Consider the following 23,606-nt stretch of genomic DNA (forward strand, 5'->3'; position numbering starts at 1 on the left):
CTAATGAGTACTGCGGTTGGGCGATGTTTTTAAGATATCAACCTAAATCCTTACTTAAGGACCTGTGTCAGAGTCGTGCAACACGTTGAACCTGCCTGGTGAGTGGGTAATGGGTGAGGATTTCGTGATCATCGATGAGGGCAGAGCTAAAGTTAAGATACCTAATCCGCTTAAATACCTGCGGCCTGACAGGGTGTTCGAGCCTGCGTGGGCCCCCGTCTTCTACAACCCGGCGCAGGTGCTCAACAGGGACATCTCAGTCATGGTTTTGAAGACCTTGCTCAGGACTCGATCCTTCGAGAAGCCCGTCAGAGTCGCCGACCCATTCTCAGGGACCGGCGTGAGGACCGTCAGGTACGGCGTTGAGGTCCCTGAGGTGGATGAGATCTATGCTAACGACATAGACCCCAACGCCTTCAAGCTAACGCTGGAGAACATCCGTATGAACGGCCTGGAGGGTAGGGCTAGAGCAATGAAGGGCGACGCTAACGCCATACTATACCTGCTGAGGTCTCTTGGAATCTCCTTCGTCTTAGTCGACGTAGATCCCTACGGCTCGCCAGCACCCTACGTCGACGCAGGAATCTGGTCCACCAGGAGCGAGGGTGTCTTAGCGATCACCGCCACCGACGTGGCGCCGCTGAGCGGCGCCAAACACGTAGCTGGGTCCCGTAGGTACGACGCCAGAATACTGCCCAGCGACGTCGGTGCTGATGTAGGATTACGTGTGCTCCTAGCGTTTGTGGCGAGGAGGGCTGCGGTGCGTGATAGAGCTGCCCTCCCGCTGTTCTCGCTTCACTCAGGACACTATTACAGGGTCTTCGTAAAGGTGTTGAGGGGGGCTAGCAAAGCCGCTGAGGTGCTCAGCGCGAACGTGGGTTATTTACTCATGTGCGAGCGCTGCGGGTTCAGGGAATTTGTTCCCGAACCTGCTGAGGGTGAGTGCGTGTATTGTGGGGGTCGGCTCAAAGCCCTGGGCCCTCTCTGGCGTGGAGGTTTGGTGGACGTTCAATTCTTAAACGAGTTGAGGAGGGGCCTTAATGAGTTCAGCTACCTTCAGACAGTGGATAGGCTGTCGAACCTCCTAGAGGTCATAGGGGGGGAGTTAACACACCTACCTATGTATAATCTAGTTGCTCTAGCCAGGCTCTACAAGGTAAACACGCCGCCCGTCCAGCGAGTCATAGGCTGCCTGACTGGAGGCGGTTTCAACGCTAGCAGAACGCATTTATCTCCTCAATGTATTAGGACTGACGCACCCCACGATATGTTGGTTGAGTGTTTGAGGGGTTCCTGAACGTGGGGGCCTTCAACTCTCAGAGCTGTTGAGGATGAAGTACGTCAGTAAGTTACATTTGTATGGGTTGAAGAACCCGCCCATCCCGCACTTGTAAAGCTCTTTGCATGTGAAGCAGGGTATCTTAATCACGGGGTTTAGGTTGACCTTGAGATTCACCTTCTCCAGCTTCTCCGGAGTGTACTTGAGGACGTAGGTCTTCCTGCCTTTATGTATTACCTGCTCCCTCCTTATCAGTCCTTTCCTCATTAGACTGAGGACGGCTCGAGAGCCTTCCCTGTTGTCAACGCCTAGGATGCTCCACAACTCGCTCTGTATGACACCGTTCCTGCTATGTTGCTTCACGACCTCAAGTATACGTCGCTCCAGTTCCAGCCTCATCTATGACACCGAACCTCCATACCCATTAGTATCTATGGTTTTAGGAGCTAATATAGTGTAATGCGTATCTTGGAATATATGTCCCTATGGATGTGGCTCCTGTTGAGTTGCGTTATCTCCATTAACTCCCATCTACCCCTTACAAGCCTTAGCAACTCGCTCTTGAGCCTCCAGTGGATCACCGCCATCAAAGGCTTATCCCCGCTGAGCACCTTAAGTATGGATGTCTTGAGGGGCGGCACCGCCAGCTCCATAGGGCCGACCTCGTCTACGGCTATTAAGTCGGCGCTGGAGATCGCTTTCTCGACAGCTTTAACGCCTATGGAGGCGGTTGCCTCCACGTCAACGCAGTACCTACCTACACGCGGTTCCTCCTCAAGGTCCCCACATAGCCTGGCCAGCCATCCTCTGCTCCCGTCCATCAAGTCAACTATCTCGAACCCCACCCTACGCCCGCGATCCCTGACTTCAGGGCATATGAAACCGCCTACGGTGAACCCCTCACCCCTAATCATGTCGACAACCCTCATAAACACTGTGGTCTTGCCCACGCCGGGAGGGCCGCTTATGAACACCTTCATTAAGTTGCTCACACCCTAATCACTTCTACGTTGCCCCGCTTAAGTGAGGAGAGCTCGTCCATTATCACCTTAGCCTTACCACTGTCGTCGGCGACTATCTTAACCCCCACGTCCGTGACCGTGGAGAACTTCACGCATTCGTGGGTCTTAATCAGAATCTCCCTAACCCCGTACTTGCGGGAGCTTGTGACGTCCACGGTCATCAACGTCTCGTCATCCTTTATTATGTAGTCCGGTGCTGACTTCCTTATCTCGTAAATACTGCCCTCCCCCATCTTAAGGAGGTCTCTCAGGTTCGTCTTAAGGGTCGTTACGTCCTCGCTGACGACCTCCCTGGAGGCTTTGGTGACGAACTCCCTGCGTAGGTCTGTCGGGGTTATCGTCTTCACCACGTCGTCTCCGAGCGTGGCGGCGAGTTTTTCCGCCACCTCTACAGTTACGTTACCCCCCCTCCTCTCGTAGTACTCCAGGGTTTTCCTAGATATGTTGAGGAGTCTTGAGAGTGAGGTCAGCGAGTACCCCAGCTCACTCCTTCTCCTGGAGAGACTCTCACTATCCACCCTAACGTATAGTTCACCCTTCCTATAGAGAGTCACCAGCTCGTCCTTACCGGAGTATATGTTCTGAAGCGTTTTCAGACCGACTATGTAGACGCCCTCCCTCTCAACGATCACGTTGTCGAACACTTCCGGCATCTCCGAAACCACGAGTGGTAGCGCGTTCAGCGCTAGAGAGGATTTAACCAGGTCCTGGGCTTCGTTCTTATTTACCTGCATGGTGTTCTTCAGCCTTATTATGAGGCTACCGTGTTCCTCGCTCACGGCGACAACGTCTATGGACCTCTCCCTATGCTTCACTGGAAAGCTTATTGCCTCGTACTTAAACTTAACCCTATCCAGGACTTGGCTGACCCCCTCATACAGCCTCTTAAACACTTCCTTTCCTGAGGTCCCGCTCTCCATTATTACCATGTAAATATGGATGTGGCGGCTAAATAAAGTTAATCAGGCCTTCAACCAGCACCTTATGGGGTGTCTACCCCTTATACCTCGCCAGCACCATGGCATGGTCCTTGTCGAACGGGTCGAGATGAACCACGTCCTCTACGTCGAATCCACCGCGAACAAGCGTCTCTATCTCGCTCTTGTAGACTTCGTCCGGCTCCTTAGTCACGTCGATGCTCCTAGACTTTATCGCTAGGTAGAGGTGTCCGTTCCCCCTCAGGAAGTACTTGGCGTTCATGTTCACTATTGCCGCCTGCTCAGGCTGAGCCACGTCCGCGTATAGGACGTCTACCAGGGGCACTATGTGTGAGTACCTCTGCGGGAATCGCGCGTCGTTGAGGATTGGGACCATGTTCCTGCGGTCCTCACACACCCTCAGCAGGTCTCTTATGACTCTAGGTGCGAATTCGACGGCGTAGAGGGATCCCTCCTCACCTATCAGATCCGAGACGTGGCTCGGCGTGGTTCCGGAGCCCGCCCCTAGGTAGAGTACTTTACTGCCGGGGCTGAGCACTAGGCCCTCTATCCCTTTCAGCAGGGCTCCCGCTAACTTGCTCCTATACGGGTTCCACTCCCTGTACTCAACACCCTCGTAGAGGTAGAGCCTCTCTCCATACACCCTCCTCCCAGGCGATAGGTTCTTAGTGGCCAGCTTAACACTCCCGTCCTCGAGCTCCACCAAGTAGACGCCGGCGTACTTCCCATGGGGCTTGATATTGACGACCTCAATCACGTCCCATCACCTCCCGCCCCTCCCCCTCCTGCCTCGCCTGAACGGCGGTCTCTCAGGTCTCTTAGCCTTCTCCGGCGCGGGCGCTGGCTTGGCAGGTGGCTTGGCGTAGAGTTCCTTGATCTCGGCTATCCTGTCCTGCAGGTCCTTCTTCAGCTTGTCGGCCACGAACCTGCCGGTGAAGTAGTCGGCCTTAGCGGCTATCGCGAGCTTCGTCGCTACGGCCCTAGCGATCTTCCCCCTCTGCCACTTGGGCGCTACGTGTATTTCCGGGTGCTGGAAGAGCACGCCATGTTTGGGCGGCCTGCCCCCAGTCCTGAGGGCCCTGAAGAGGGCCTTCTCAGCGCCTAGAACCTGGATGGTGCTCGCAGGCATCTTGGCGAGGTCCTCGAGGCTCCCGGCTAAGGACAGCAGTCTAGCGCCTAACGTAGGACCGACGAGCTCCGTTATGTTGGGGGCCGCTTCCTTCATGACTTGACTCAAGTACTCCGAGAGCTTGTCCCTGAGGTCGTAGAGGTTGAGGATCACCCCGACGAAGTCCCTGATTCTCTCAACATCGACCTCAGAGAGGTCGGCGCCCATGCTCCTCCTCGAGACGTCGTAGATTCTCTGAGCCTTGCCCTCGCTGAAGCCAAGCTTCCTCAACCCCTCGACGGAGAGGCCGTCCCTACTCCCGAACTCGTAAACAACTGTGGCGTAGAGCTTGTGGTCCTCTATAAGGTCGTCGAGTTCTGGGAAGTGCACGCTGTACCACTCCCTCATCCTCGAGGCGAACAGGTTTATCGTCTTGTCTATGTCGTCAATGGACCTTATCGCCTGAATCGCCAGGAGATCCCTCTTGGCGGCGAACCCTCTGAGCTTGATCCTGGTTGCTTGAATCATCACTTGGTTCAGGAATGAGACCCACTCACCCTCGGATTTGACGACGCCCTCGCTGATTAGCGTGGTGATGAGCGTGTTGCGTAGCCTGCGGAGGGCGCTGTTCTCAGGACTTACAGTAGCCTTTATGTTGAGGGCGGACGCAGCCCTAGCGTGTCCGTCATCCGTAACGACAACCTCGACCTGATCACCGTAGGTGTTCACCAACTCCCTCAAAGACTTGATGAAATCCTCGGTGACCTCGCCGTCCTCCAGCTTCAGAGCCCGTTCGACCAGCTCGTTGATGTTCGTTGATGGACTCAGCGATTTTACCAGGACGTTGCCCTCCTCATCCCCTATTAAGGATCCTACAAGCGTGTCGAGAGCGACTACCTTCAACACTAGCACCAAGTATCAATGCTTAGGCAACTTATATATGCTTGAAGACGGCTGCCGGGCCTGACGCGCGGCGATGACATAAAACTTAATAACTCCTACGTTTAAACTAATGCGGGTTGGAGAAATGCCTACACACGGCTCGATGACTAAGGCCGGTAAAGTGAGGGGTCAGACGCCTAAGGTGGAGAGGAAGCCTAAGAGGAACTTCCCGCCCAGGCAGAGGAACAGGCGTGAGTATTGGATCCGGAAGAGGAAGGATGCAGGGCTCCCGGTGCCCACGGTGATACCGCCCTCCTCAATCCCTAGGAAGGGGAGGGGGGCTACAGCGTAGTAGCCGTTTTTAAGTAGTTCCGTCTTGAGGTGTTGGTTTGGACTCGCAGATCAACGTAGGAGATAGGGTGAGAATTAAGAAGGGTTCAATAGTTTATGAGGGGGTAGTCCTCCCTAAGAGTGAGTTCAGCTCGACCAACATACTGGTCGTCAAGCTGGACAACGGATATAACGTGGGCGTCGACGTCAGCGGGGCGGAGATCGAGGTTCTGGAGAGCGGTGTGATAAAGTTCCGGGAGGCTGAGCCGTCCAGAAGCCTCGTCAAGGGTGGGGGAGGCCTTAAGCTGACGTTCATCAGCACTGGAGGAACTATAGTCAGCAAGGTTGACTACGAGACCGGGGCGGTGAGGCCAGCTATAACTGCAGGGGAGTTGCTTGAGGCGGTTCCGGAATTCACTTCCTACGCGTCGGAGCTGGAGGTGGTTGAACTCAGCAGGCTCTTCAGCGAGGACATGACTCCAGAGTATTGGAGCCTGCTGAGTCGTGAGGTGGGCAGACTCATCGAGTCCGGTGTGGATGGGGTGCTGGTAGCCCACGGGACTGACACAATGACGTACACCGCGTCCGCGCTGGCGTTCGCTCTGTCGAACCTACCGGCCCCTGTAGTCCTGGTGGGGTCGCAGAGGAGTAGTGACAGGCCGAGCTCTGACTCAGCCATAAACATGAGGGCATCCCTCCCGGTCTTCAGAGACGCGCCCTTCGGCGAGGTTGTCGTGTGCATGCATGGAACCATGTCGGATGAATATGTCCTGGTGCACAGGGGTGTTAAGGTTAGGAAGATGCACTCGAGCAGGAGGGATGCCTTCCAGACTGTGAACGACTTGCCGCTGGCTAGGGTGGAGTTCCCTGAGATGAGGTTGAGGATTATTAACAGGGCCTTCATCCGCAGGAGTCGCAGGGAGGAGTTCCTGAGTAGGTGTGGCTTCAGCGATAAGGTTGCACTGCTTAAGTTCTACCCTGGAATGGATTGCGATATCATAGACTACTTTGTTGACAAAGGCTACAAGGCCCTAGTGATTGAGGGGACGGGTCTGGGGCACGTGAGGAACGCATGCGTCGATAGCGTGGCGAGGGCTTCGGAGTCAGGCATGATCGTAGTGATAACGACGCAGACCGTGTTCGGCAGGGTTAACCTGAACGTCTACAGCACTGGGAGGAGATTGCTTAGAGCAGGCGCCGTGTCGGGGCATGATATGTTGAGCGAGGTCGCGTACGTCAAGCTCTCATGGATCTTAGGCAACTACCCAGGTCTTGAGAGGGATGAGTACGTGGAACTGTTTCAGAGGGACATGGTGCACGAGTTCAATCGAGTACACGGGTGTGAGACCTTCCCGAGGTGGTTCCACGGTGGTTGATTACGCAGCCCTAGGTCTTAAGGTGGGTATAGAGATACACCAGCAGCTAGCGACTAGGGAGAAGCTCTTCTGTGCATGCCCTGCGGAGCTGGCCGGCGACGAGGCCCCGAAGAAGGAGGTGACGAGGTATCTGAGGGTTGCCAGAAGTGAGGTTGGTGAGGTGGATCCGGCGGCGCAGTATGAGGTCATGAAGGGGAGGAACATCATATATGAGGTGCCCGAGGGTCATGCTTGTATGGTGGAGCTCGATGAGGAGCCCCCGCACGACCTCAATATGGAAGCAGTCCTCATAGCTCTCGCCATAGCTAAGGCGCTTAACTCAACGCCTGTCGATGAGATACAGGTGATGAGGAAGATAGTTGTAGATGGATCCAACACTACCGGCTTCCAGAGGACGGCCATCGTGGCTGTCGGGGGCCACATACTGGACGAGGAGTCCGTGATAAGGATACAGACGGTGTGTCTGGAGGAGGACGCGGCCAGGAAGGTGGACGAGGGCAGGGGTTACGTCAGGTATAACCTTGACAGGCTCGGCATACCTCTAGTGGAGATAGCCACCGCACCGGACATAGGCAGTCCGGAGCAGGCGATGAGGGTGGCGTTCAAGATAGGACTGCTGCTCAGGCTCGGCGGCAGGGTCAGGAGGGGCTTAGGGACCATAAGACAGGATCTAAACATATCCATACGTGGCGGGGTTAAGACTGAGGTTAAGGGGGTTGGCAAGCTCGAGTTAATTCCTAAGGTAGTAGAGTATGAGGTTATGAGGCAGCTGAAGCTGCTCGAGGTTAAGGGGGAGCTCATTAGGAGGGGGGTCTCCGATAGCGACCTACCGTGCATCATTAAGGACGTTACGGAGCTCTTTACGGGCAGCAAGAGTAAGCTCATAGCGTCCTCGATAAGTAAGGGCTTAGGGGTTTACGCTACACCGCTTAAGGGGTTCGCAGGGTTGCTGAAGGTGGAGTTGATGCCTGGGAGGAGGTTCGGGACAGAGCTCTCGGACTACGCCAAAGCGTGGGGCGGTGTCGGAGGCATTATACACAGTGACGAGCTCCCCTCCTACGGGATAGGTGGGGATGAGAAAAGAAGGGTGTTCGAGCATCTGGGTCTTGACGAGGCTCGGGACGCGTACGTTCTTGTGGTGGGTGAGAGGGATTCCGCTGAGAGGGCGCTCAAGGCGGTCGTTGAGAGGGCGCGTTATGCCCTGGTTGGAATACCTAGGGAGACCCGCGCGGCCAACCCTGACGGCACCACTAAATACATGAGGCCGCAGCCCGGAGCTATGAGGATGTATCCGGAGACCGATGTTAAGCCTATCCCAGTAACTCAGGAACTACTTGGTAGGGCCGAGGCATTCAGGCCACCGACCCCTGAGGAGCTACTGACGGTGCTGGTTGAGAGGCACAAACTCGCGAGACCGCTTGCCGAGCAGCTCATTAGGGATCCGCTGATACATACGTACCTGAACCTAGTGGACGAGCTGGAGGGCAGGGTGTCGCCGCACGTAATAGCGACCACGCTGATGATGCACCTGAAGGGCCTTAAATCTGAGGGCCTGGACGTGAGTGCAGTGGGTGAGGACGTCCTTAAAACCCTGCTCAGCAAGGTCGGTGAAGGGTCTGTGAGCAGGGACGCAATCCCTGAGATACTGCGTGAATACGCCTCACACCTCGGTAAGGTGGGAATGGATGAGTTAATCGCTAAATACGCCGGCATGACCGAGGAGGACGTGGATAGGGTAGTGCGTGAGACTGTGGAGAGGCTTAAGGAAACGTTACTCACTAAGAAGGAGAAGGCGTTCAGCATAGTGATGGGTGAAGTGATGAAGGTGATTAGAGGTAGAGCCGATGGTAAAATGGTGGCGGACCTAGTCAGAAGAAGACTCAGTGAACTGGACTCCCCGCCCTGAAGGTCGAGGTTTAACTCGTAGGGAACCCGAATTGAATCTAGCTCAAGATGGTAGTGCTTATAAAAGGTTCTAGGAGATATCTTATTGGTGCGGGGGTGCCCGAGCCAGGTCAAAGGGGTCAGGCTCAGGTCCTAATCAGGTGGGAACCCTGATGGCGCAGGCCTGCGTGGGTTCGAATCCCACCCCCCGCACCATGGAAATGGTCCGGCAGTCAGGGACTCGCCTTCAGAGGGGGGCAGTGCTTATAAAGCGGCTGCGTTCTCTAATGGTGGGCGGTGTCGAGGGATTGTTGTGCGAATGCCTTAATCATGGACTTGAGGCGGTTGGAATGAAGTCCCACATCCCGGACTGCCTCCTCAGACCCATGTTTGTTGGTTGGGTTCTGGATTCCTTCCTCATGGAGGGGGTTAGGTGCGTTGCTTGAGACCTTAACGGATAGGGTCTACTTAGTGGATTCAGAGCCTCTGGGTAGCAGGGGGTGGCTCTCCACCTACCTGATTGCCGGTGATGACGCTGTAGCGGTGGTTGACCCGGGCCCTAAAGTGGTTTACAAGGACGTTCTTAGGGGTTTGAGGGGGATTGGAGCGGATCGGAGGACGGTTTACGTAGTCCTGACGCACGTGCACATGGATCACGCAGGTTGTGTGGGCGATCTAGTCAGGGAGTTAAAGCGTCCGACGGTGGTAGTGCATCCTAGAGGCGTTAGGCACTTGGTGAATCCGACTAAACTCTGGCAGTCTTCCCTGGAAGTCCTTGGGGATCTCGCCCAAGCCTTCGGCAAGCCCGAACCCGTGGAGGAGGGATTCGTGTTGCCTGCGGTTGATGGCGGGACGATAAGTTTAGGCGGCATGGATTTGGAGGCTATCCACACACCGGGTCACGCCCAACACCACGTCTCCTACCTACTCAAACCTCACCTCATACTCTTCGCTGGGGACTCCATAGCTAACTACTTCAGTGGGAGGGCATATCCGGTGACCGTGCCGCCTTTCAACGCCTCGGAATATCTGAGAAGCCTGAGCAACATGCTGGCGCTGAGGCCTAGGAAGGTCGCAGTTTCACACTACGGCGTGGTGGACGTGGATCCAGACATCCTTATTCAGAGAGTTAAGGATAAACTTACTGCCTGGATTTACCGCATTGAGAAGCTCCTATCAGAGGGGTGCAGGGATCCGAGGGTGGTGTACGAGACTATTCTGAGGGAGGATGTAGAGCTATCCTACGCGAGGGACTTAGAGGAGGGGATGCCAGCCTTCAGAGGCGCCACCTATAGAGCTATATTGGGGCTCTACAACTACCTGACGGCCACTAGATGATGTGATCTAGGTCGCTAGGGGGTCAGAGCTCAACAACTATGCTTAACTCATTAACTAGGTCTCTATAGCGGTTCCTCAGGGTTACCTCAGTGACGTTGAGCTTCTCTGATATGTCCTGCTGTGTGAGCTTCTGATTCATCAGTATTGAGGCCAGGTAGAGTGAGGCTGCTGCTACGCCCTGCGGCCCTTTGCCTGAGGTTATGCCTAACCTCCTGGCGGCTGTAACTAGGTTCATGGCCAGGGATTCGGTCTCCGGTGAGACCTCCAGAGTGTTTGAATATTGCCTCACATAGCTTAGGGGGTCGACTACACCCACACGGATCCTCTCCCCCGAATCCCTGTGTATCTTCAGGAGGGCTTTCCAAACGTCCCTCTGAGTCACCTGACATAGGTTGAGGATCTCCCTACTGTCGAAGGGTATGCTGTAATTCTTGAGGGTTGTTATGAGGACTGCGGCTATCATCGCCTTCATGTTCTTCCTCTTGATTAACCCCCTGCGGTAGAGCCTGTTCACTATCATCCCGGCGTCGTTCTTGATTAGGTTGGAGTTAGGGAGGTTGAGCTTGTTAATCACGGTGTTCGCCAGTTGCAACGCCTTCACAATCTTCTTCTCCCTGCTCGACGCCCTTATCGACTTGTTTAGGTCGTTGAGCTTTCTGCCCTCGAGCGTGAGCTCATCTATAGAGGTTGTTAATCCGTAGTCATGAACCTTGCTGGTCACGGGCTCGCTACCCCTGACCTTACCGGCCCCATTACTGACTTCGAAACCCCTCCATTCAGGACCTGTGTCGACAACCCTCTCCTCAAGAACCTCCCCAGTCTCGGTGCATATGTATTCACCGCGGATCTCATCGTAAATTATGGAGGATGAGGCGCAGGACGTGATGATCACCTCCCGCCCGCCTTAAGGAAGACCTCCTCAAACTGCGCTAAGTTAACCCCGGGGCTTAGGGGCTTCACTACGGCATACGGTGAGCTCACAGGCCCTATGACGTCTACAACGATCCCCAGCAGGTTACCCTTACCGTCCAGCACTCTGCTTCCGAGCTTAGGCGGGTTCCTCCCGCTAATCTTAATTATTAATCTCCCTGAGGGGACTTTATGCAGGTAATACCCCAACTTGATCAAAGCGGATCCCAAGCCAAGACTTTACTTCTGCAAGGGGACTTAAAAGTAATAATTAATGTAATACCTTACTAGCTTGAGAGGTTGTATTTCGATCTGCGTATGTAATACGCTATGTAATACTCGAGCGCATTATACGGTCTTCCCACCAATTTCCTTCAGCTTCCCTGCTAAAGCTTTGATTACTGAGTTCTTGCTGCCGACCTTATTCTCAAACTCGACAATTATTTTAAAACCGTGGGACTCAAACCACGTGCGCGGGTACTTGCCCCCCTCCACACTGCACCTCCATCCCAGCTCGTTGCACGCCTTAAGAACTAACTCAGGGGTTACTCTAGGGGGTGCTAGGCTTCTCCCGACTCTCCTGCCTGAACTCCTGCTCAGCGTTAGCGTTACGTACTCAGGCCATATAATGTACTTATGCAGTATGCACCACCACTTTAGAGTTGTTGTTTATGTGTTGCGGCTGTAAGGCTTGCGAGGCCGGCCTCAGACTTACTGCCTAATCAGCACCGCATTAACTATTCCGTGCTGGCCGGGTCTTGAGGTGACCTTAGCGGGGCCTAGTTCGGTCTCGATGATTGACCCCCTCGTTATGACTGCAAGCCGCGCTAACTCCCTGTTGGCTGGCGTCTCGAGAACCCTGACGATCTTAACCCTCTTAACGGTGTTGGTGGCCGGGTCAAGGACGTTTGCGTGGCTAGCCTTCTCACGTCGTATCTTAATGTTCCCGCCCCTAACACGAATAATCTTAACTTCGTCCTCACCGCCTAGGGAGGTCATGGTGGGGAATCTGCCCAACTCGTGTTTTCTGTTCATCCTGTGAGGCCTTCTCCTCCCGCCGGACACCTTCCTGAAGTCCTTACCCTGATACACACCCACTCTAACCACCGTGCGAGCCGCTGGCTAATCTAAGACTATAGATATTTGTTGAGGTTAATAAGTCTGGTCTCAGGAGGGTTTCCCCACGGCCGTAGTCCCCCATCTCCCTAGGGCGGGAGGGGTTGAGTTTAACCTTTAAGCTCTGTTATGTAAAATTTACGGGTATTTGGGGAGTTGATGAATTCCCTAGTCCGGTGGGTTAGACGTCTCAGCGGTAGATTGAGGTTTATGTCAAGGCCTCTCGGCAGGCTTGTTTACAGGTTTTACGAGCAGTGGCTGCACGACCAGGTTGCAGGGGGTCCAATGCCGAAGCATGTGGCCATAATCCCCGACGGTAACAGGAGGTGGGCTAAGAGCCTAGGGCTCGACCCAAACGTGGGGCACGAGGTTGGGTATGAGAGGCTTGAGGAGGTTCTCAACTGGCTCTGGGACCTTGGGGTTAAGGTGGTTACAGTCTACGCCATGTCTTACGAGAACTGCCTCAAGAGGTCGGAGGATGAGAGGAGGTTCTTGTTCGACATCATGAGGAGGAGTATCAATAAGTTCGTGAGTGAGCGAACGTATGAGAAGTACGGTGTGCGCGTCAAGTTTGCGGGCAGGCTGGACCTCGTTCCAGAGGATCTCAGGAGCGAAATAGCTGAGGTGGAGAGTCTCAGCAGCCCCTACATGAATAGATTCCTCAACATTGCGCTATGCTATGGCGGCAGGCAGGAGATACTGGACGCCATAAAAGCATTAGTGATGGAGGTGATGGATGGTAAGGTAAGTCCGGGCGAGATAACTGAGGACCTCTTCAGGAAGTACCTAATGGTATCCTCCGACCTCCCGTCAGACGACTTGGCGGAGCCGGATCTAGTTATAAGGACTTCGGGCGAACTGCGCATAAGTAACTTCCTCCTGTGGCATATAGCGTACAGCGAGCTCTACTTCTGCGACGCATACTGGCCGGAGTTCAGACGGATAGATTTGCTAAGGGCCATCAGGTCCTACCAGAGGAGGGAGAGGAGGTTCGGGGTTTAATCGTCTGATATGAGCGCTCCTTTAATTACTGGCTTCGTCCTTAATACTTGGGTGATGCGCTGTGGATATTAAGGTGTTGACGCACCCATACATACAGGCGGTCCTAACAGAGCTTAGGGATAGGAATACCGGGCAGATAGAGTTCCGCAAGTCTCTGGTTAGGTTGGGCAGGGCCCTCGGCTTCGAGATCATTAAGGACTTCGAACTGGAGAGGGTTCACGTTGAGACCCCTCTTGGGGTGCGCGCCGAGGGGGTGAGGATCAGGGGCTTAGACAGGGTTGTGATAGTTACCGTCTTAAGGGCTGCGTGGCCTATGACGGAAGGTTTGATAAAGGTATTCCCCCAGGCGAGGCAGGGGATAATCTCGGCTAGGAGGGTTGAGGAGGGAGGTATGAAGAGTGATATGAGCTTCGACGTGGACGTGGAATACGTCAGAATGCCGGCAGTAGGGCCTGACGACACGGTGATCATAGTGGATCCTATGGTGGCCACGGGCTCAACCATAGAGACCGTGCTTAAAGTCCTCAGCAGGTACGGCAGAGGGAAGCTCTACGTAATAGCCTCAGCAATCGCGACGCCAATAGCTGTAGAGAGGATACGAAGAGTCGGTGAAGAGCTAGGAGTTAAGGTGAGGATCTACACAGCCGCAATAGATCGGGAAATAAACGAGAAGGGCTACATAGTTCCTGGGCTGGGCGACGCTGGGGACAGGGCATTCGGAGGATGAGCTACTGCCTCCGGAGGCAGGATCTCGGCCGTAATCCCCAACACAAAAACTTAAATTGATCGCCAAACATGTTTTATACTGGGGCGGCGGTCGTCCAGCCTGGTCAGGACGCCGGCCTCCCAAGCCGGAGATCCCGGGTTCAAATCCCGGCCGCCGCACCACTCCCCTTTATGGGATAAAGGGTTTGCAGGCATTTCTGCATAATTTGGAATCCCCGCCCTTACGTGGGGTGAAAGTTGATGAGCTTTAGAAGATATTGTAGTGGCAGTTGCGATGTTGTTTTATTTTAAGTCTTCACTCCGAGGTGTTTTTCAAACCAGTCTAAAATCAACTGATATCTTTTGAGTCTAGCCTTCGGCTTCCCAGTCATGCTGAACGTGTGTGAGCTGTCTTTGAACAGCGCGATGGCGCTCTTCTTACCCAGGTGTTTAAGTGTTGTGTGCATGACTAGAGCCTGCTCTAGGTAGCATCTATAGTCATTTAGGCCGTGTATGAAGAGCGTTGGTGTTTTGACGTTGTGGGCATAATATACTGGGGATTTCCTCTCCATGGCTTCCCGATTATTGAATGGCGTTCCCCCTATCTGATCCGGGACAAACAGGAATCCGATATCGGCTACGCCGTATTCCCCGAGCCATGTTGAGATTCCGTCCTCTGACACCGCTACCTTGAATGTGTCGGTGTGTGTTATGATCCAGTTCGTCATGAAGCCTCCATAGCTTATCCCGGCCACCCCAAGTCTCTCCGGGTCTATCCCGTCCTCATGATTCAGGACGTGGTTAATTCCCTCCATTATGTCTTCATAGTCCCTCTCCCCGTACCTGAACCGTATGTCGGCGAAGTCCTCACTGTATCCGTCACTGCCCCTCGGGTTCATGTAGATGACGTAGAACCCCTGTGAGGCTAGGAGTTGATGCTCGAACATGAATGAGTGTCCGTACTTGTTCTTCGGACCGCCGTGGATCTCTAGGATGGCCGGTGACTTGCCGTTAATGTCTAGCCTCCTTTCTACGGGTCTCAACACCCATCCTTCTACCGGGGTGCCGTCACTCGCTACGAACGAGAAGTGAGTTGGTTTCGAGAGTTTGAATTGGTTGAGCCACTGATTGTAGTTCGTAATTTTCTTTATACTCATCCGATTCAGGTCGAGCGAGTACAGCTCTACAGGGGTTACTCCATCGGATCTGGTGTACGCTACAGTGTTCCCAGCGATGTCGAAGTCTAGAACCACGGATTCCTCGCTCATTAGCTCCCGGTAGGTGTTGCCACCCTCCCACACGTACAGCGGGATCCTACCCCCATCGCTTAACGTGAAATATACCTTACCACCCGCTATCCTAGGTTTCGTGAAGCTGAAGGCAGGCCCCTCGACATCGTTGTAGATTCTTCCACCCACGGCCTTGCCTAGGGGCGTGTCGTACAGGATGATGTCATCCTTGTCCAGATCTATGAGCAGGAGCCTCGTGTGCGTGGTGAGCCCTCGCTCCATCTTGTGGGCGGAGATGGCGGCCAGCGATCCCTCCACACTTATGCCTTCGACGAAGTACTCCGCACCGCCGGCAAGTTGCTTTAACTCGAGGGAGGGGGGTTTGAAGAGGTAGAGCCGCGAGAGCAGGGGTGAAGCCTTATTCTCGGCAAGGGCGAGCACCCCCCTCGTGCACTCCCCGTTAACGTCGAAGTTGAGCACGTTGTGCTCCGGGCCTGTCAGGGGCTCCATGTAGCCGGACCTCAAGTCTATCCTGTAAAGTCTGGTGATGATGTGCGTGATGAACCCCGCCCCGTCGTGCCACACCTGCGTCTCTTCAGTGTATATCAGGTCGGGGTCCGGAGCGCCTTTAACATCCTGAACTATGGCGTAAGCGACGTCATCGCAGCATATCCTGTAGTCCTTGATGGGCTTCTCCAAGGTGAGCAGGGTTCGGGTGCCGTCGCCGAGCGTGTGCTCAACCAGGTGAATCCTCATGTCATCAGACACTCTCAGGAAGTAGAGTCTTTTGCCGGAGGGCGACCATCTGGGGAGCAGGTCCTTATTACCTTGGCTTGCGAAGACCCTCTCACCGGACGTTACGTCATATACCTCAACCCAACTCCTGTAGTCGTTGCTCGTCAGGGATGGCTTAGTTGCGGTGAAGGCCGCTAAACGCCCCTCAGGATTCAAGCTAACCTGAGAGACTGATGTGAAGAACTCAAAATCGTTGGGTTGTAGTCTCTTACTCAAGGTACCACCCGAATTTATTCTAATAGGGGGTTTGGCTTATATAATTGGTATGCGACAACAATATATTGCCATCACCGACATATGCGTCAATAATTTCACGAATAGCCGTGTGTTAGGTTGAAATGCTTCCTTGGAAATCCCCTTGGATTATGAATAAAATTTTACATAGATACATTTAAATACGGTTCTCATAAAGCAATTTAGGTGATTCAGACATGAATCGCTTGGCCATTGTCAGCGCGTTGATTATTGCGTCCCTCTGCTTGATGGTCTCGGCTCAGGCGTCAGGGCTAGAGCAAGACTCGCTCAAGGTCGATATACATGGCTACATAAGGAGAGAGCCCTGGATGAGCCCTGGTGGGACTTTAAGGATTCCTTTGTTGGGTGAGGCTGGGACGTTAAACCCGTTGGTCTACACTACATCATTGGAGGGGGCCATCATAGACTGCATCTACGATACCCTGGTCGTAATGACGCCTGATCTGAGGTTCGCGGGCAGGTTGGCTAGGGATTGGGAAGTCTCGCAGGACGGCAGGACGTGGACATTCAGTCTTTTCAGTAATGTGTCATGGCATGACGGCAAGCAGTTGACGGCCGAGGACGTCGCTTTCACGTATAATCTCTTGGCGAAGGTGGGCGGTATGACTCCGTGGGCCGGTGTGGCAGCCCTGATAGACAGGGCTGAGGTGGTGGATGACTATACCGTTAGGATCGTGTTGAAGGAGCCGTTCGCTGCATTCCTTTATAAAGTGGCTGGAACTATACGTATACTGCCCAAACATATTTGGGAAGGCCTGGATAACGTAGTTACGTACAAGAATGAAAGGCCTGTTGGGTCAGGGCCTTTCGTGTTCGTTGAGCACGAGCCGCAGAGGTACTACAAGCTGAGCGCTAACGTTAAGTACCACCTCGGAAGGCCTTTAATCGATGAACTACTCTTCATAGTGATGTCCGACCCTGATTCAATGCTGTTGGCCTTCTCCAAAGGCGAGATAGACGCAGTTACTTGGAGCATCCCCTACGCAAGCGTTGACAAGTTCAAGGACGCCCCGAACGTGAAGCTCCACAAAGCAACGGAAGCCGGTGCGCACTTCGTGTTCTTTAACTGCGGCAAGTACCCTATGAATGAAACCCTCTTCAGACGCGCGATGTACCACTTAATAAACGTGAGCGAGGTGGTTGAGGCGGTATTCTCAGGTAACGCCCTCCCAGGATCCCTTGGCTTCATACCTCCTAACATGAAACCTTGGTCAAACCCTGACCTACCTCCTAAGGAAAAATTGTACCCATACAGCGTTGAGACTGCTAAGAAGCTCCTGGATGAGTTAGGTCTTAAGGACCGGAACGGTGATGGTTGGAGGGAAACCGCCAGCGGGGATAAGTTGGAAGTGACCATATATTCGTTCGCAGGGGACCCGATGGTCGTCAGAACCGCTGAAATGCTGTCGCAGGGCCTGAGGGAGGCTGGAGTCAGCGTTAAGCATCAATCAGTTGAGATAACAACGCTGTTGAGCAAGCTCGTTACCGGGGACTTCGACATGGTCGCCATATTAGGTGGTGATATAGAGCCCGACATTGTTTATGACTTCTTCCACAGCAGTGGGGGCTTCAACTTCGGCAGGTGCTCCTTCCCGGATCTTGATGCGCTTATAGAGAAGCAGAGGTTCACAATCGATGTTGACGAGAGGATCTCCGCGCTTTGGGGGGTGCAGAGGAAGCTGGCCGAACACCTGCCCGTTCTAGTCTTGGCTCACCAGGAGTTCGTCTTCACATATAGAACCGATAACTTTGATGGTTGGGTCGTAGGTCCCTTCCTGCGGCCGGACAACTTCTTCGCATTCATGAACCTCTACAGCGTGAAGTTGGTTAAGACACCCACGCCAACAACGACCAAACCCACGACCCCGACCACGACTTCCGTTGCGTCGCTAACAGAGCCCCCTAAGACTGGGGTAGACTACTCGTTGGTCTTAGTCGGTGTGGCGGTGGTTGCCTTAGTAGTCGTTATAGCTCTCTACATGCTGAGGAGAAAGTGAGTTCAAGTGCACCTGAGGGCGTACATACTCAGGAAGGTTTTAAGTAGATTTTTCGTCTTCATGGTTGTGCTCACCGTAGCGTTCGTTATGCCCAGACTCATGCCTGGGGGCGCCTTCGCTTACTTGATCGAGAACCCCAATATATCCCCGGAGTTTAGGGAGGCCCTCATAAGGCAGTTCGGCCTGGATAAGCCGATCGTAGAGCAGTACGTGCTCTTCCTCCGTGAGTTCTTCATGGAGGGGAATCTTGGGGTTTCCTTCTACTATAGGAAGCCTGTTATGGATGTGATAATGAAGGCCCTGCCGTGGACGCTCCTCCTCACAACATCATCGATTCTCCTCTCCGCGTTGATAGGGATCCTCGTAGGGATTCTCATGGCGAGTAAGAGGGGAGGAGTCCTTGACAGGACGCTCTTCAATGCCTCAATGTTCTTCAGCTCCATGCCTGCCTTCTGGCTGGCCCTCCTACTCCTAACGTTCTTCGGCTACCAGCTTGGCCTATTCCCGCTTTATGGTGCCTACACCTACGGCAGGATCTACGCCTCAACGTTGGAGTACGTTGCTGACGTTGCCCATCACCTATTCCTACCCTTCGTGACCCTCACAGTGTTAATTACCTCAGCCTACCTGGTCCTCTCGAGAAATCTAGCTATTAACGTCCTCTCCGAGGACTTCATAATGGCTGTCAGGGCTAAGGGTCTTCCGGAGAGGTTAGTGCTTTTCAGGCACGCATTGAGGACGATCCTAGCCCCCCTCCTCTCGTTGGTCTCGATAGATCTCGGGTACTCCATAGGAGGGGCTTTGATAATTGAGACTGTGTTCTCCCTCCCCGGCGTGGGGAAGCTAATGTACGATGCGATACTAATGCAGGACTACCCGATGATTTTAGGTGTCGTTATAATAACGTCCGCCGTGACCTTGTTGCTGGTCACGCTAGCTGAGGCAGTCGCGGCGGTCATAGACCCGAGGGTGAGGTTGACGTGACTGCAACCGGAGTTAGAGGGGCTCTCACATCCCTCCTCAAGAGTAAGTCAGGCATCGTTGGGCTCGTGCTAGTGCTCGTGCCTCTGGCTATGGCTCTGTTCCCCCAGCACATAGCTCCCTACGACCCCTACAGGAGGGTTGGCAAGCCTTTCCAGCCACCCTCACTCACTTACTTCTTAGGGACTAATGACGTCGGTCAAGACATCTTCAGCGAGCTTGTGTACGGTGCCAGGATCTCACTTTTCGTCGGCATCGTCGCGGCCCTGACGTCAGTGACTCTAGGGACGCTGGCCGGGTTGGTGGCCGGCTACGTGGGGGGACTTATTGATGAGGCAATCATGTCGGTCACAGACACGGTGCTGTTGATACCTGTCCTGCCGTTCATGGTTCTCTTCTCAGCCTTCGTCGGGCAGGGATACCTAAACATAGTTGCGATCATAACGGTGTTCTCGTGGCCCGGGATAGCAAGATACACGAGGGCTCAGGTAGTCATGCTTAAGTCTCAACCGTACGTGGAGGCGGCGAGGGCTGTTGGCGCCAACACCTCCAGAATTCTATTCAAGCACCTGTTGCCTCAAATGATACCCACCATAGCAGCGCTCGTCATGCTGAGGGTCGGCGCGTCGATGATGGCTGAGGCGGCGCTGAGCTTTCTGGGTTTCGGGGACCCGACGCTTAAGTCCTGGGGGACTATGATATACTGGGCTAGGAGGTCCGGGGCCTTAACTTCTGGGGCTTGGTGGTGGGTAACTGCACCAGGCCTAATGATAACCATGACCGTCCTGGGCTTCACGCAACTGGGTTACGTGCTGGAGGAACACTACAACCCGAGGCTTAGAAAACACTGACATTCGATTGCGGCTATGTCTCCCTAGCGAACTTCAGAAGGGTTATTGCGACGTGCTTCATGCTTGTCAGGAAGTCTGCCTCCCTTATGTTCTCGTTGGGTGCGTGTCCCCTGGAGTCGTAGTACCCAACACCTGCCCCCGTCATTGGAATGCCGGCAACGTTTGTGAAGAGGTACATAGGTCCTGAACCCGCTGAGATCGGGGCTACTTCAGGGTCTCTCCCGTAGATCTCTCTAGCAGCCTCCACTGAAGCCCTGACCACTCTCTCACCAGGTTTGGTATACCCTGAGGGGTACATGCTGTGTATCGTTATCTCAGCATCGCCGTAGCCCAGGCCCTCCAAGTACCTCTTCAGGCCCTCCAAGATCTTCTCAGGCTTCTGGCCAGGCACGGGCCTTATGTCTATCTTGACACCGGCCAGTGAGGGCACTATTGTCTTGGAGCCCTTCCCGGTGTAACCCGAGTAGAGCCCGGAGACGTTGAGCGACGGTTTCAGCAGGAGCTCCCTCAATGCTTCAAGACCCCTCAGACCCCTCACGAACTCCTTAATGCCGAGCTCCTTCTTCATCTCCTCCAACTCCTCGTAATTCACCTGCTTTATCAATTCCTCGGCAGTGCTGAGGAATTCAGGGTCTATGTCGTCGTAGATCCCGGGTACGTGGATCACACCATCGTCGTCTTTCAGCCGCGTCAGTAGCTTGGCAAGCCTCCACGCAGGGTTAGGCACTAGCGGGGCGTTCCCGCTGTGGACATCCCTCAACGCCCCCCTCAACACTATCTCCACGTACAGCATCCCCTTGAACCCGAGGGAGATGCCCAGCCTGCCGTCCCTCCTCACGTACCCGGTCTCCCATATTCCTCCGTCAGCCCTAACCCACTCCACGTTGTCACTAACTATCTTCGAGAGTGTGGGGGAACCTATCTCTTCCTCCCCCTCAATCAGGAACTTTATCTTCAGGTCGAGGTCTTCAAGGTTGTTCATCAGCGCGTCCACAGCACCTATCCTAGCGGCTATGTTGCCCTTATTATCAGCAACCCCCCTCCCGAACATGTAGCCACTCTTAATCGTTAGCTTGAACGGGTCCGAGTCCCACAATTCTAGAGGGTCCGGAGGTTGGACGTCGTAGTGGTTGTATATGAGGATGGTTCTGGAGCCTGAACCCACCTCAGCGAAGACCGCTGGAGCGCCCCCACCGCTTTTGAGAGTGGCTGTAAACCCCCTCTCCCTCAACAAATCCGCTATGTGGCCGGCGCACCCCTCAACATCCTTATCCCTCCAAGCGGCCACAGACCTGTAGGAGATGAGGTCGCCCAGAATCCTCACGTATTTTGCGTGATTATCCTCTAAGTACTTTAAAGACTTGCTCTTGATCCGCTCCTCTACGGGTTCATCCATTTTAGACAACCACCCATACATACAATTCACTATTTTAAGCTTAGGGGGGACCTGGTTGCCGACCCTCCTCACCCTCAAAAAGCTTTCAGACGTGGCGATTACTGGACCTCACGCGAGCTGAAGACCGGCGTGTCCGTAACTGGTCCCCCGCACTCGCTCGGTGTATGAGCCAGATAATAATACACGCATAGGAAAAAAATATAAACCCTAACCAGGATTATAGTGTCGTGGTGTATAGCTTGACCAGGTTGAGAAGCAGTATAACTTTACTGCTAGCTATACTTGTTATAACCTCTACTCTAGTCGCTATACTAGGTCCTGGAACCACGGTGAGTAACGCTCTAAAGATAGAGGGTGCGAGCTATAGTGTGTGGCTGACGCCCTGCACATGTTATGGAGGCACCCTCAGGATTGCGTGGCCTTCAGAACCCCCCACTCTGAATTGGTGGGTCGCGGGATCCACCTGGGACTTGACCGCTTTGGACGTGATATATGATAGGCCTGTCAGAGTCATCAACGGAACCCTCACATTCGAGGCCGTGGAGTGGATGGAGTACAGCTCCGACTACAAGATCTTGACAATAGGGGTTAGGAAAGGCATAAAGTTTCATGACGGTGTTGAGCTCACGGCTGAGGATCTCGCCTTCACCATAAATGTCCTGGCTACTAAGTCATGGACCTACTACTATGGATACTTCAGGAGTGTGGACAGGGCTGAGGCCGCCGATAAATACACTGTCAAAGTGTACTTCAAGAGTCCCGACGCTCAGTTCATCCTCAACTCCCTCAACGCCTTAAGGATCATGCCTAAACATATATGGGAGCCGCTGCTTAACTCCCTCGGCGACGAGCTCGCTAAGTACTCACCCAAACCCGGTGACTTGATTGGTAGCGGACCCTTCAAGTTCGTTGATAGGGTTCCCGGGCAGTACCTGAAGTTTGCGGCGAATAAGGACTACTGGCTCGGGAGGCCGTGTATAGATGAACTCATCTTAATCCCTATGACGGACGTCAGCGTGATCATACTGGGGCTTCAGAAGGGTGAGCTGGATGCTTACGCGTGGGGCGTTGAAGCACCTGTAGTGCCTAAGTTGCTGGCCACTCCCAACGTAGCCATACACGTGTACGCCTCAGAGTACTTCTATCATTGGGGCCTCAACAACGAGGTGTGGCCGCTCAACATCTCAAAGTTCAGGCTAGCACTGTCTTACGCCATCGACAAACAGAGCATAATAAACGACGTTCTCCTAGGCTACGGCATGCCGGGCAGCCCCGGCGTGGTAGGCCCGATAGGCTCTTCGACGCCGTGGTATAATCCTAACGTTGAGAAGCTCGTCTACTTCAACCGCTCCAAAGCTGCTGAGATATTGGATGAGATAGGGTTTAAAGATGTTAACGGTGATGGATTTAGGGAGGGCCCGAAGGGCGAGCCTGTTGTAGTGGAGATATACTCCCCCACACCTGGCTACGACCCGATTAGAGCTAGGATCGCCGAACTACTTAGGGCGGAGCTGGCTAAAATACCCAACGGGGGAATCAAGGCTGAGGTATACTACTACGAGTGGGCGACTCTATGGCCTCTCATCCAGCAAGGTAAGGTAATGACTTGGTTGTTGGGCAGCGGCTGGGCACCAGATATAGGCTGGCTCTACAACAGGTTCCACAGCAGACCTGGAGGTTCAGGCAACTGGGCTAGGTACGCCAACCCGGAGGTAGACAAGCTGACCGAGGAGTTGCTCACCACGTTCGATCCAGCGAAACGTAAGGAGATCGCCTGGAAGATCCAGGAATACCTCGCGCTGGAGTCTCCGGTAATCAACCTCTACTACAGGTTCTACCCTAATCCATACCGGACAGACAGGTTCACCAACTGGTTCACGGGAGACACTGCCGACAGCGTGTTCAACCGTGTGACTCTGCTTAGAGTTCAGCTGAAACCCGGAACATGCCCAACCCCGGTAACAACACCTACGCCGACGCCCACGCCTACTACGAGTCCTACTACGCCTAAGCCCACAACGCCAACACCAACACCGACACCAACAACAACTCCCACAACGACCCCTACAACCCCTAAACCAACAACACCAACGCCCACACCAACAACCCCTCCTGCAGGTCCTGACTACACTTGGATAGCTGTAGGCGCGATAGCGATAATAATAGTGGTAGCAGTAGTGTTCCTCTTCATGAGAAGGAGATAACATGTCCTC

At 54.0% G+C, this 23,606-nt stretch carries 23 protein-coding genes and 2 tRNA genes; 14 read left to right on the forward strand and 11 right to left on the reverse strand.

The genetic code is table 11. The features are described from left to right. The first annotated feature begins 64 nt into the window (after positions 1 to 64). Entirely contained in the window at positions 65 to 1,297 is a 1,233-nt protein-coding gene (locus tag QW772_00430) for a tRNA (guanine(10)-N(2))-dimethyltransferase (protein ID MEM0037392.1), read from the forward strand. A 12-nt stretch (positions 1,298 to 1,309) separates the two neighbouring features. Here the strand turns inward: QW772_00430 and QW772_00435 are convergent, their stop codons facing one another. The 5 genes from QW772_00435 to QW772_00455 all read right to left on the reverse strand — a co-directional run bounded on the left by QW772_00435 (position 1,310) and on the right by QW772_00455 (position 5,259). Then, positions 1,310 to 1,678 (reverse strand): Lrp/AsnC family transcriptional regulator, encoded by a 369-nt coding sequence (locus QW772_00435; protein MEM0037393.1) that lies wholly within the window; start codon positions 1,676 to 1,678, stop codon positions 1,310 to 1,312. A 47-nt stretch (positions 1,679 to 1,725) separates the two neighbouring features. After that, positions 1,726 to 2,259 (reverse strand): NTPase, encoded by a 534-nt coding sequence (locus tag QW772_00440; protein ID MEM0037394.1) that lies wholly within the window; start codon positions 2,257 to 2,259, stop codon positions 1,726 to 1,728. Positions 2,260 to 2,267: 8 nt separating this feature from the next. Next, positions 2,268 to 3,230, reverse strand: a complete 963-nt coding sequence (locus tag QW772_00445; GenBank protein ID MEM0037395.1) for a helix-turn-helix domain-containing protein — start codon at positions 3,228 to 3,230, stop codon at positions 2,268 to 2,270. Positions 3,231 to 3,294: 64 nt separating this feature from the next. Further along, positions 3,295 to 3,996, reverse strand: a complete 702-nt coding sequence (locus tag QW772_00450) for a fibrillarin-like rRNA/tRNA 2'-O-methyltransferase (protein ID MEM0037396.1) — start codon at positions 3,994 to 3,996, stop codon at positions 3,295 to 3,297. Between the two features lie 6 nt (positions 3,997 to 4,002). Further along, positions 4,003 to 5,259: a C/D box methylation guide ribonucleoprotein complex aNOP56 subunit gene (locus QW772_00455; GenBank protein ID MEM0037397.1), complete on the reverse strand. Its 1,257-nt coding sequence runs from the start codon at positions 5,257 to 5,259 to the stop codon at positions 4,003 to 4,005. 115 nt (positions 5,260 to 5,374) lie between these two features. Between QW772_00455 and QW772_00460 the strand changes: the two genes are divergently transcribed. From QW772_00460 to QW772_00485, 6 genes are all read left to right on the forward strand, one after another. Then, positions 5,375 to 5,581: a 30S ribosomal protein S30e gene (locus QW772_00460; protein ID MEM0037398.1), complete on the forward strand. Its 207-nt coding sequence runs from the start codon at positions 5,375 to 5,377 to the stop codon at positions 5,579 to 5,581. Positions 5,582 to 5,618: 37 nt separating this feature from the next. Beyond that, the gene (gene gatD, locus QW772_00465; GenBank protein ID MEM0037399.1) at positions 5,619 to 6,935 is read left to right on the forward strand and encodes a Glu-tRNA(Gln) amidotransferase subunit GatD; all 1,317 of its coding nucleotides are present in this window, start codon (positions 5,619 to 5,621) and stop codon (positions 6,933 to 6,935) included. Further along, positions 6,928 to 8,841, forward strand: a complete 1,914-nt coding sequence (gatE, locus tag QW772_00470) for a Glu-tRNA(Gln) amidotransferase subunit GatE (protein MEM0037400.1) — start codon at positions 6,928 to 6,930, stop codon at positions 8,839 to 8,841. Before gatD ends, gatE begins: the two co-directional genes overlap by 8 nt. Positions 8,842 to 8,930: 89 nt before the next feature. Beyond that, positions 8,931 to 9,035, forward strand: a tRNA-Leu gene (locus tag QW772_00475). 74 nt (positions 9,036 to 9,109) lie between these two features. Further along, positions 9,110 to 9,265, forward strand: coding sequence for a hypothetical protein (locus QW772_00480; protein ID MEM0037401.1), 156 nt, complete (start codon positions 9,110 to 9,112; stop codon positions 9,263 to 9,265). After that, entirely contained in the window at positions 9,258 to 10,157 is a 900-nt protein-coding gene (locus tag QW772_00485; GenBank protein ID MEM0037402.1) for an MBL fold metallo-hydrolase, read from the forward strand. Before QW772_00480 ends, QW772_00485 begins: the two co-directional genes overlap by 8 nt. Before the next feature lie 22 nt (positions 10,158 to 10,179). Here QW772_00485 and QW772_00490 read toward each other — a convergent pair whose 3' ends face one another. The 4 genes from QW772_00490 to QW772_00505 all read right to left on the reverse strand — a co-directional run bounded on the left by QW772_00490 (position 10,180) and on the right by QW772_00505 (position 12,164). Then, entirely contained in the window at positions 10,180 to 11,049 is an 870-nt protein-coding gene (locus QW772_00490) for a transcription initiation factor IIB family protein (GenBank protein ID MEM0037403.1), read from the reverse strand. Then, complete coding sequence (locus QW772_00495; protein ID MEM0037404.1) at positions 11,046 to 11,297, reverse strand: Gar1/Naf1 family protein; 252 nt, start codon at positions 11,295 to 11,297, stop codon at positions 11,046 to 11,048. Before QW772_00495 ends, QW772_00490 begins: the two co-directional genes overlap by 4 nt. Before the next feature lie 117 nt (positions 11,298 to 11,414). Further along, positions 11,415 to 11,711 (reverse strand): signal recognition particle subunit SRP19/SEC65 family protein, encoded by a 297-nt coding sequence (locus QW772_00500; protein ID MEM0037405.1) that lies wholly within the window; start codon positions 11,709 to 11,711, stop codon positions 11,415 to 11,417. A 66-nt stretch (positions 11,712 to 11,777) separates the two neighbouring features. Beyond that, complete coding sequence (locus QW772_00505) at positions 11,778 to 12,164, reverse strand: 30S ribosomal protein S8e (GenBank protein ID MEM0037406.1); 387 nt, start codon at positions 12,162 to 12,164, stop codon at positions 11,778 to 11,780. A gap of 177 nt (positions 12,165 to 12,341) precedes the next feature. On the opposite strand from QW772_00505, the gene uppS reads away from it, so the two are divergent. The 3 genes from uppS (at position 12,342) to QW772_00520 (ending at position 14,072) form a co-directional block, all read left to right on the forward strand. Then, the gene (gene uppS, locus QW772_00510) at positions 12,342 to 13,184 is read left to right on the forward strand and encodes a polyprenyl diphosphate synthase (protein ID MEM0037407.1); all 843 of its coding nucleotides are present in this window, start codon (positions 12,342 to 12,344) and stop codon (positions 13,182 to 13,184) included. 61 nt (positions 13,185 to 13,245) lie between these two features. Next, the gene (upp, locus tag QW772_00515; GenBank protein ID MEM0037408.1) at positions 13,246 to 13,911 is read left to right on the forward strand and encodes a uracil phosphoribosyltransferase; all 666 of its coding nucleotides are present in this window, start codon (positions 13,246 to 13,248) and stop codon (positions 13,909 to 13,911) included. 83 nt (positions 13,912 to 13,994) lie between these two features. Further along, positions 13,995 to 14,072: transfer RNA gene (locus tag QW772_00520), tRNA-Gly, on the forward strand. Between the two features lie 125 nt (positions 14,073 to 14,197). On the opposite strand, the gene QW772_00525 is transcribed toward QW772_00520, so the two are convergent. Then, positions 14,198 to 16,129 carry a S9 family peptidase gene (locus QW772_00525; GenBank protein MEM0037409.1) on the reverse strand — a complete coding sequence of 644 codons (1,932 nt, stop codon included), beginning with the start codon at positions 16,127 to 16,129 and terminating at the stop codon, positions 14,198 to 14,200. Between the two features lie 215 nt (positions 16,130 to 16,344). On the opposite strand from QW772_00525, the gene QW772_00530 reads away from it, so the two are divergent. Genes QW772_00530 through QW772_00540 form a run of 3 tightly spaced genes read left to right on the forward strand, consistent with a single transcriptional unit; the run spans position 16,345 to position 19,997 of the window. After that, positions 16,345 to 18,165 (forward strand): ABC transporter substrate-binding protein, encoded by a 1,821-nt coding sequence (locus QW772_00530; protein MEM0037410.1) that lies wholly within the window; start codon positions 16,345 to 16,347, stop codon positions 18,163 to 18,165. 6 nt (positions 18,166 to 18,171) lie between these two features. Beyond that, entirely contained in the window at positions 18,172 to 19,149 is a 978-nt protein-coding gene (locus QW772_00535) for an ABC transporter permease (protein ID MEM0037411.1), read from the forward strand. Then, complete coding sequence (locus QW772_00540; GenBank protein ID MEM0037412.1) at positions 19,146 to 19,997, forward strand: ABC transporter permease; 852 nt, start codon at positions 19,146 to 19,148, stop codon at positions 19,995 to 19,997. The genes QW772_00535 and QW772_00540 overlap by 4 nt, the downstream gene beginning before the upstream one ends. 13 nt (positions 19,998 to 20,010) lie before the next feature. On the opposite strand, the gene QW772_00545 is transcribed toward QW772_00540, so the two are convergent. Then, the gene (locus QW772_00545) at positions 20,011 to 21,393 is read right to left on the reverse strand and encodes a M20/M25/M40 family metallo-hydrolase (protein MEM0037413.1); all 1,383 of its coding nucleotides are present in this window, start codon (positions 21,391 to 21,393) and stop codon (positions 20,011 to 20,013) included. 239 nt (positions 21,394 to 21,632) lie between these two features. Here QW772_00545 and QW772_00550 point away from each other — a divergent pair, with 239 nt between their 5' ends. Continuing rightward, positions 21,633 to 23,597, forward strand: a complete 1,965-nt coding sequence (locus tag QW772_00550; protein ID MEM0037414.1) for an ABC transporter substrate-binding protein — start codon at positions 21,633 to 21,635, stop codon at positions 23,595 to 23,597. The last annotated feature ends 9 nt before the right edge of the window (positions 23,598 to 23,606 follow it).

Source organism: Zestosphaera sp., assembly GCA_038727705.1.
In the GTDB taxonomy this organism is placed as follows: domain Archaea; phylum Thermoproteota; class Thermoprotei_A; order Sulfolobales; family NBVN01; genus Zestomicrobium.

Coding starts and splice junctions, on each gene's coding strand:
- uppS (MEM0037407.1), top strand. CDS start 12,342: ATGAATTCCCTAGTCCGGTGGGTTAGACGTCTCAGCGGTAGATTGAGG.
- QW772_00445 (MEM0037395.1), bottom strand. CDS start 3,230: ATGGTAATAATGGAGAGCGGGACCTCAGGAAAGGAAGTGTTTAAGAGG.
- QW772_00545 (MEM0037413.1), bottom strand. CDS start 21,393: ATGGATGAACCCGTAGAGGAGCGGATCAAGAGCAAGTCTTTAAAGTAC.
- QW772_00460 (MEM0037398.1), top strand. CDS start 5,375: ATGCCTACACACGGCTCGATGACTAAGGCCGGTAAAGTGAGGGGTCAG.
- QW772_00435 (MEM0037393.1), bottom strand. CDS start 1,678: ATGAGGCTGGAACTGGAGCGACGTATACTTGAGGTCGTGAAGCAACAT.
- QW772_00530 (MEM0037410.1), top strand. CDS start 16,345: ATGAATCGCTTGGCCATTGTCAGCGCGTTGATTATTGCGTCCCTCTGC.
- QW772_00440 (MEM0037394.1), bottom strand. CDS start 2,259: ATGAAGGTGTTCATAAGCGGCCCTCCCGGCGTGGGCAAGACCACAGTG.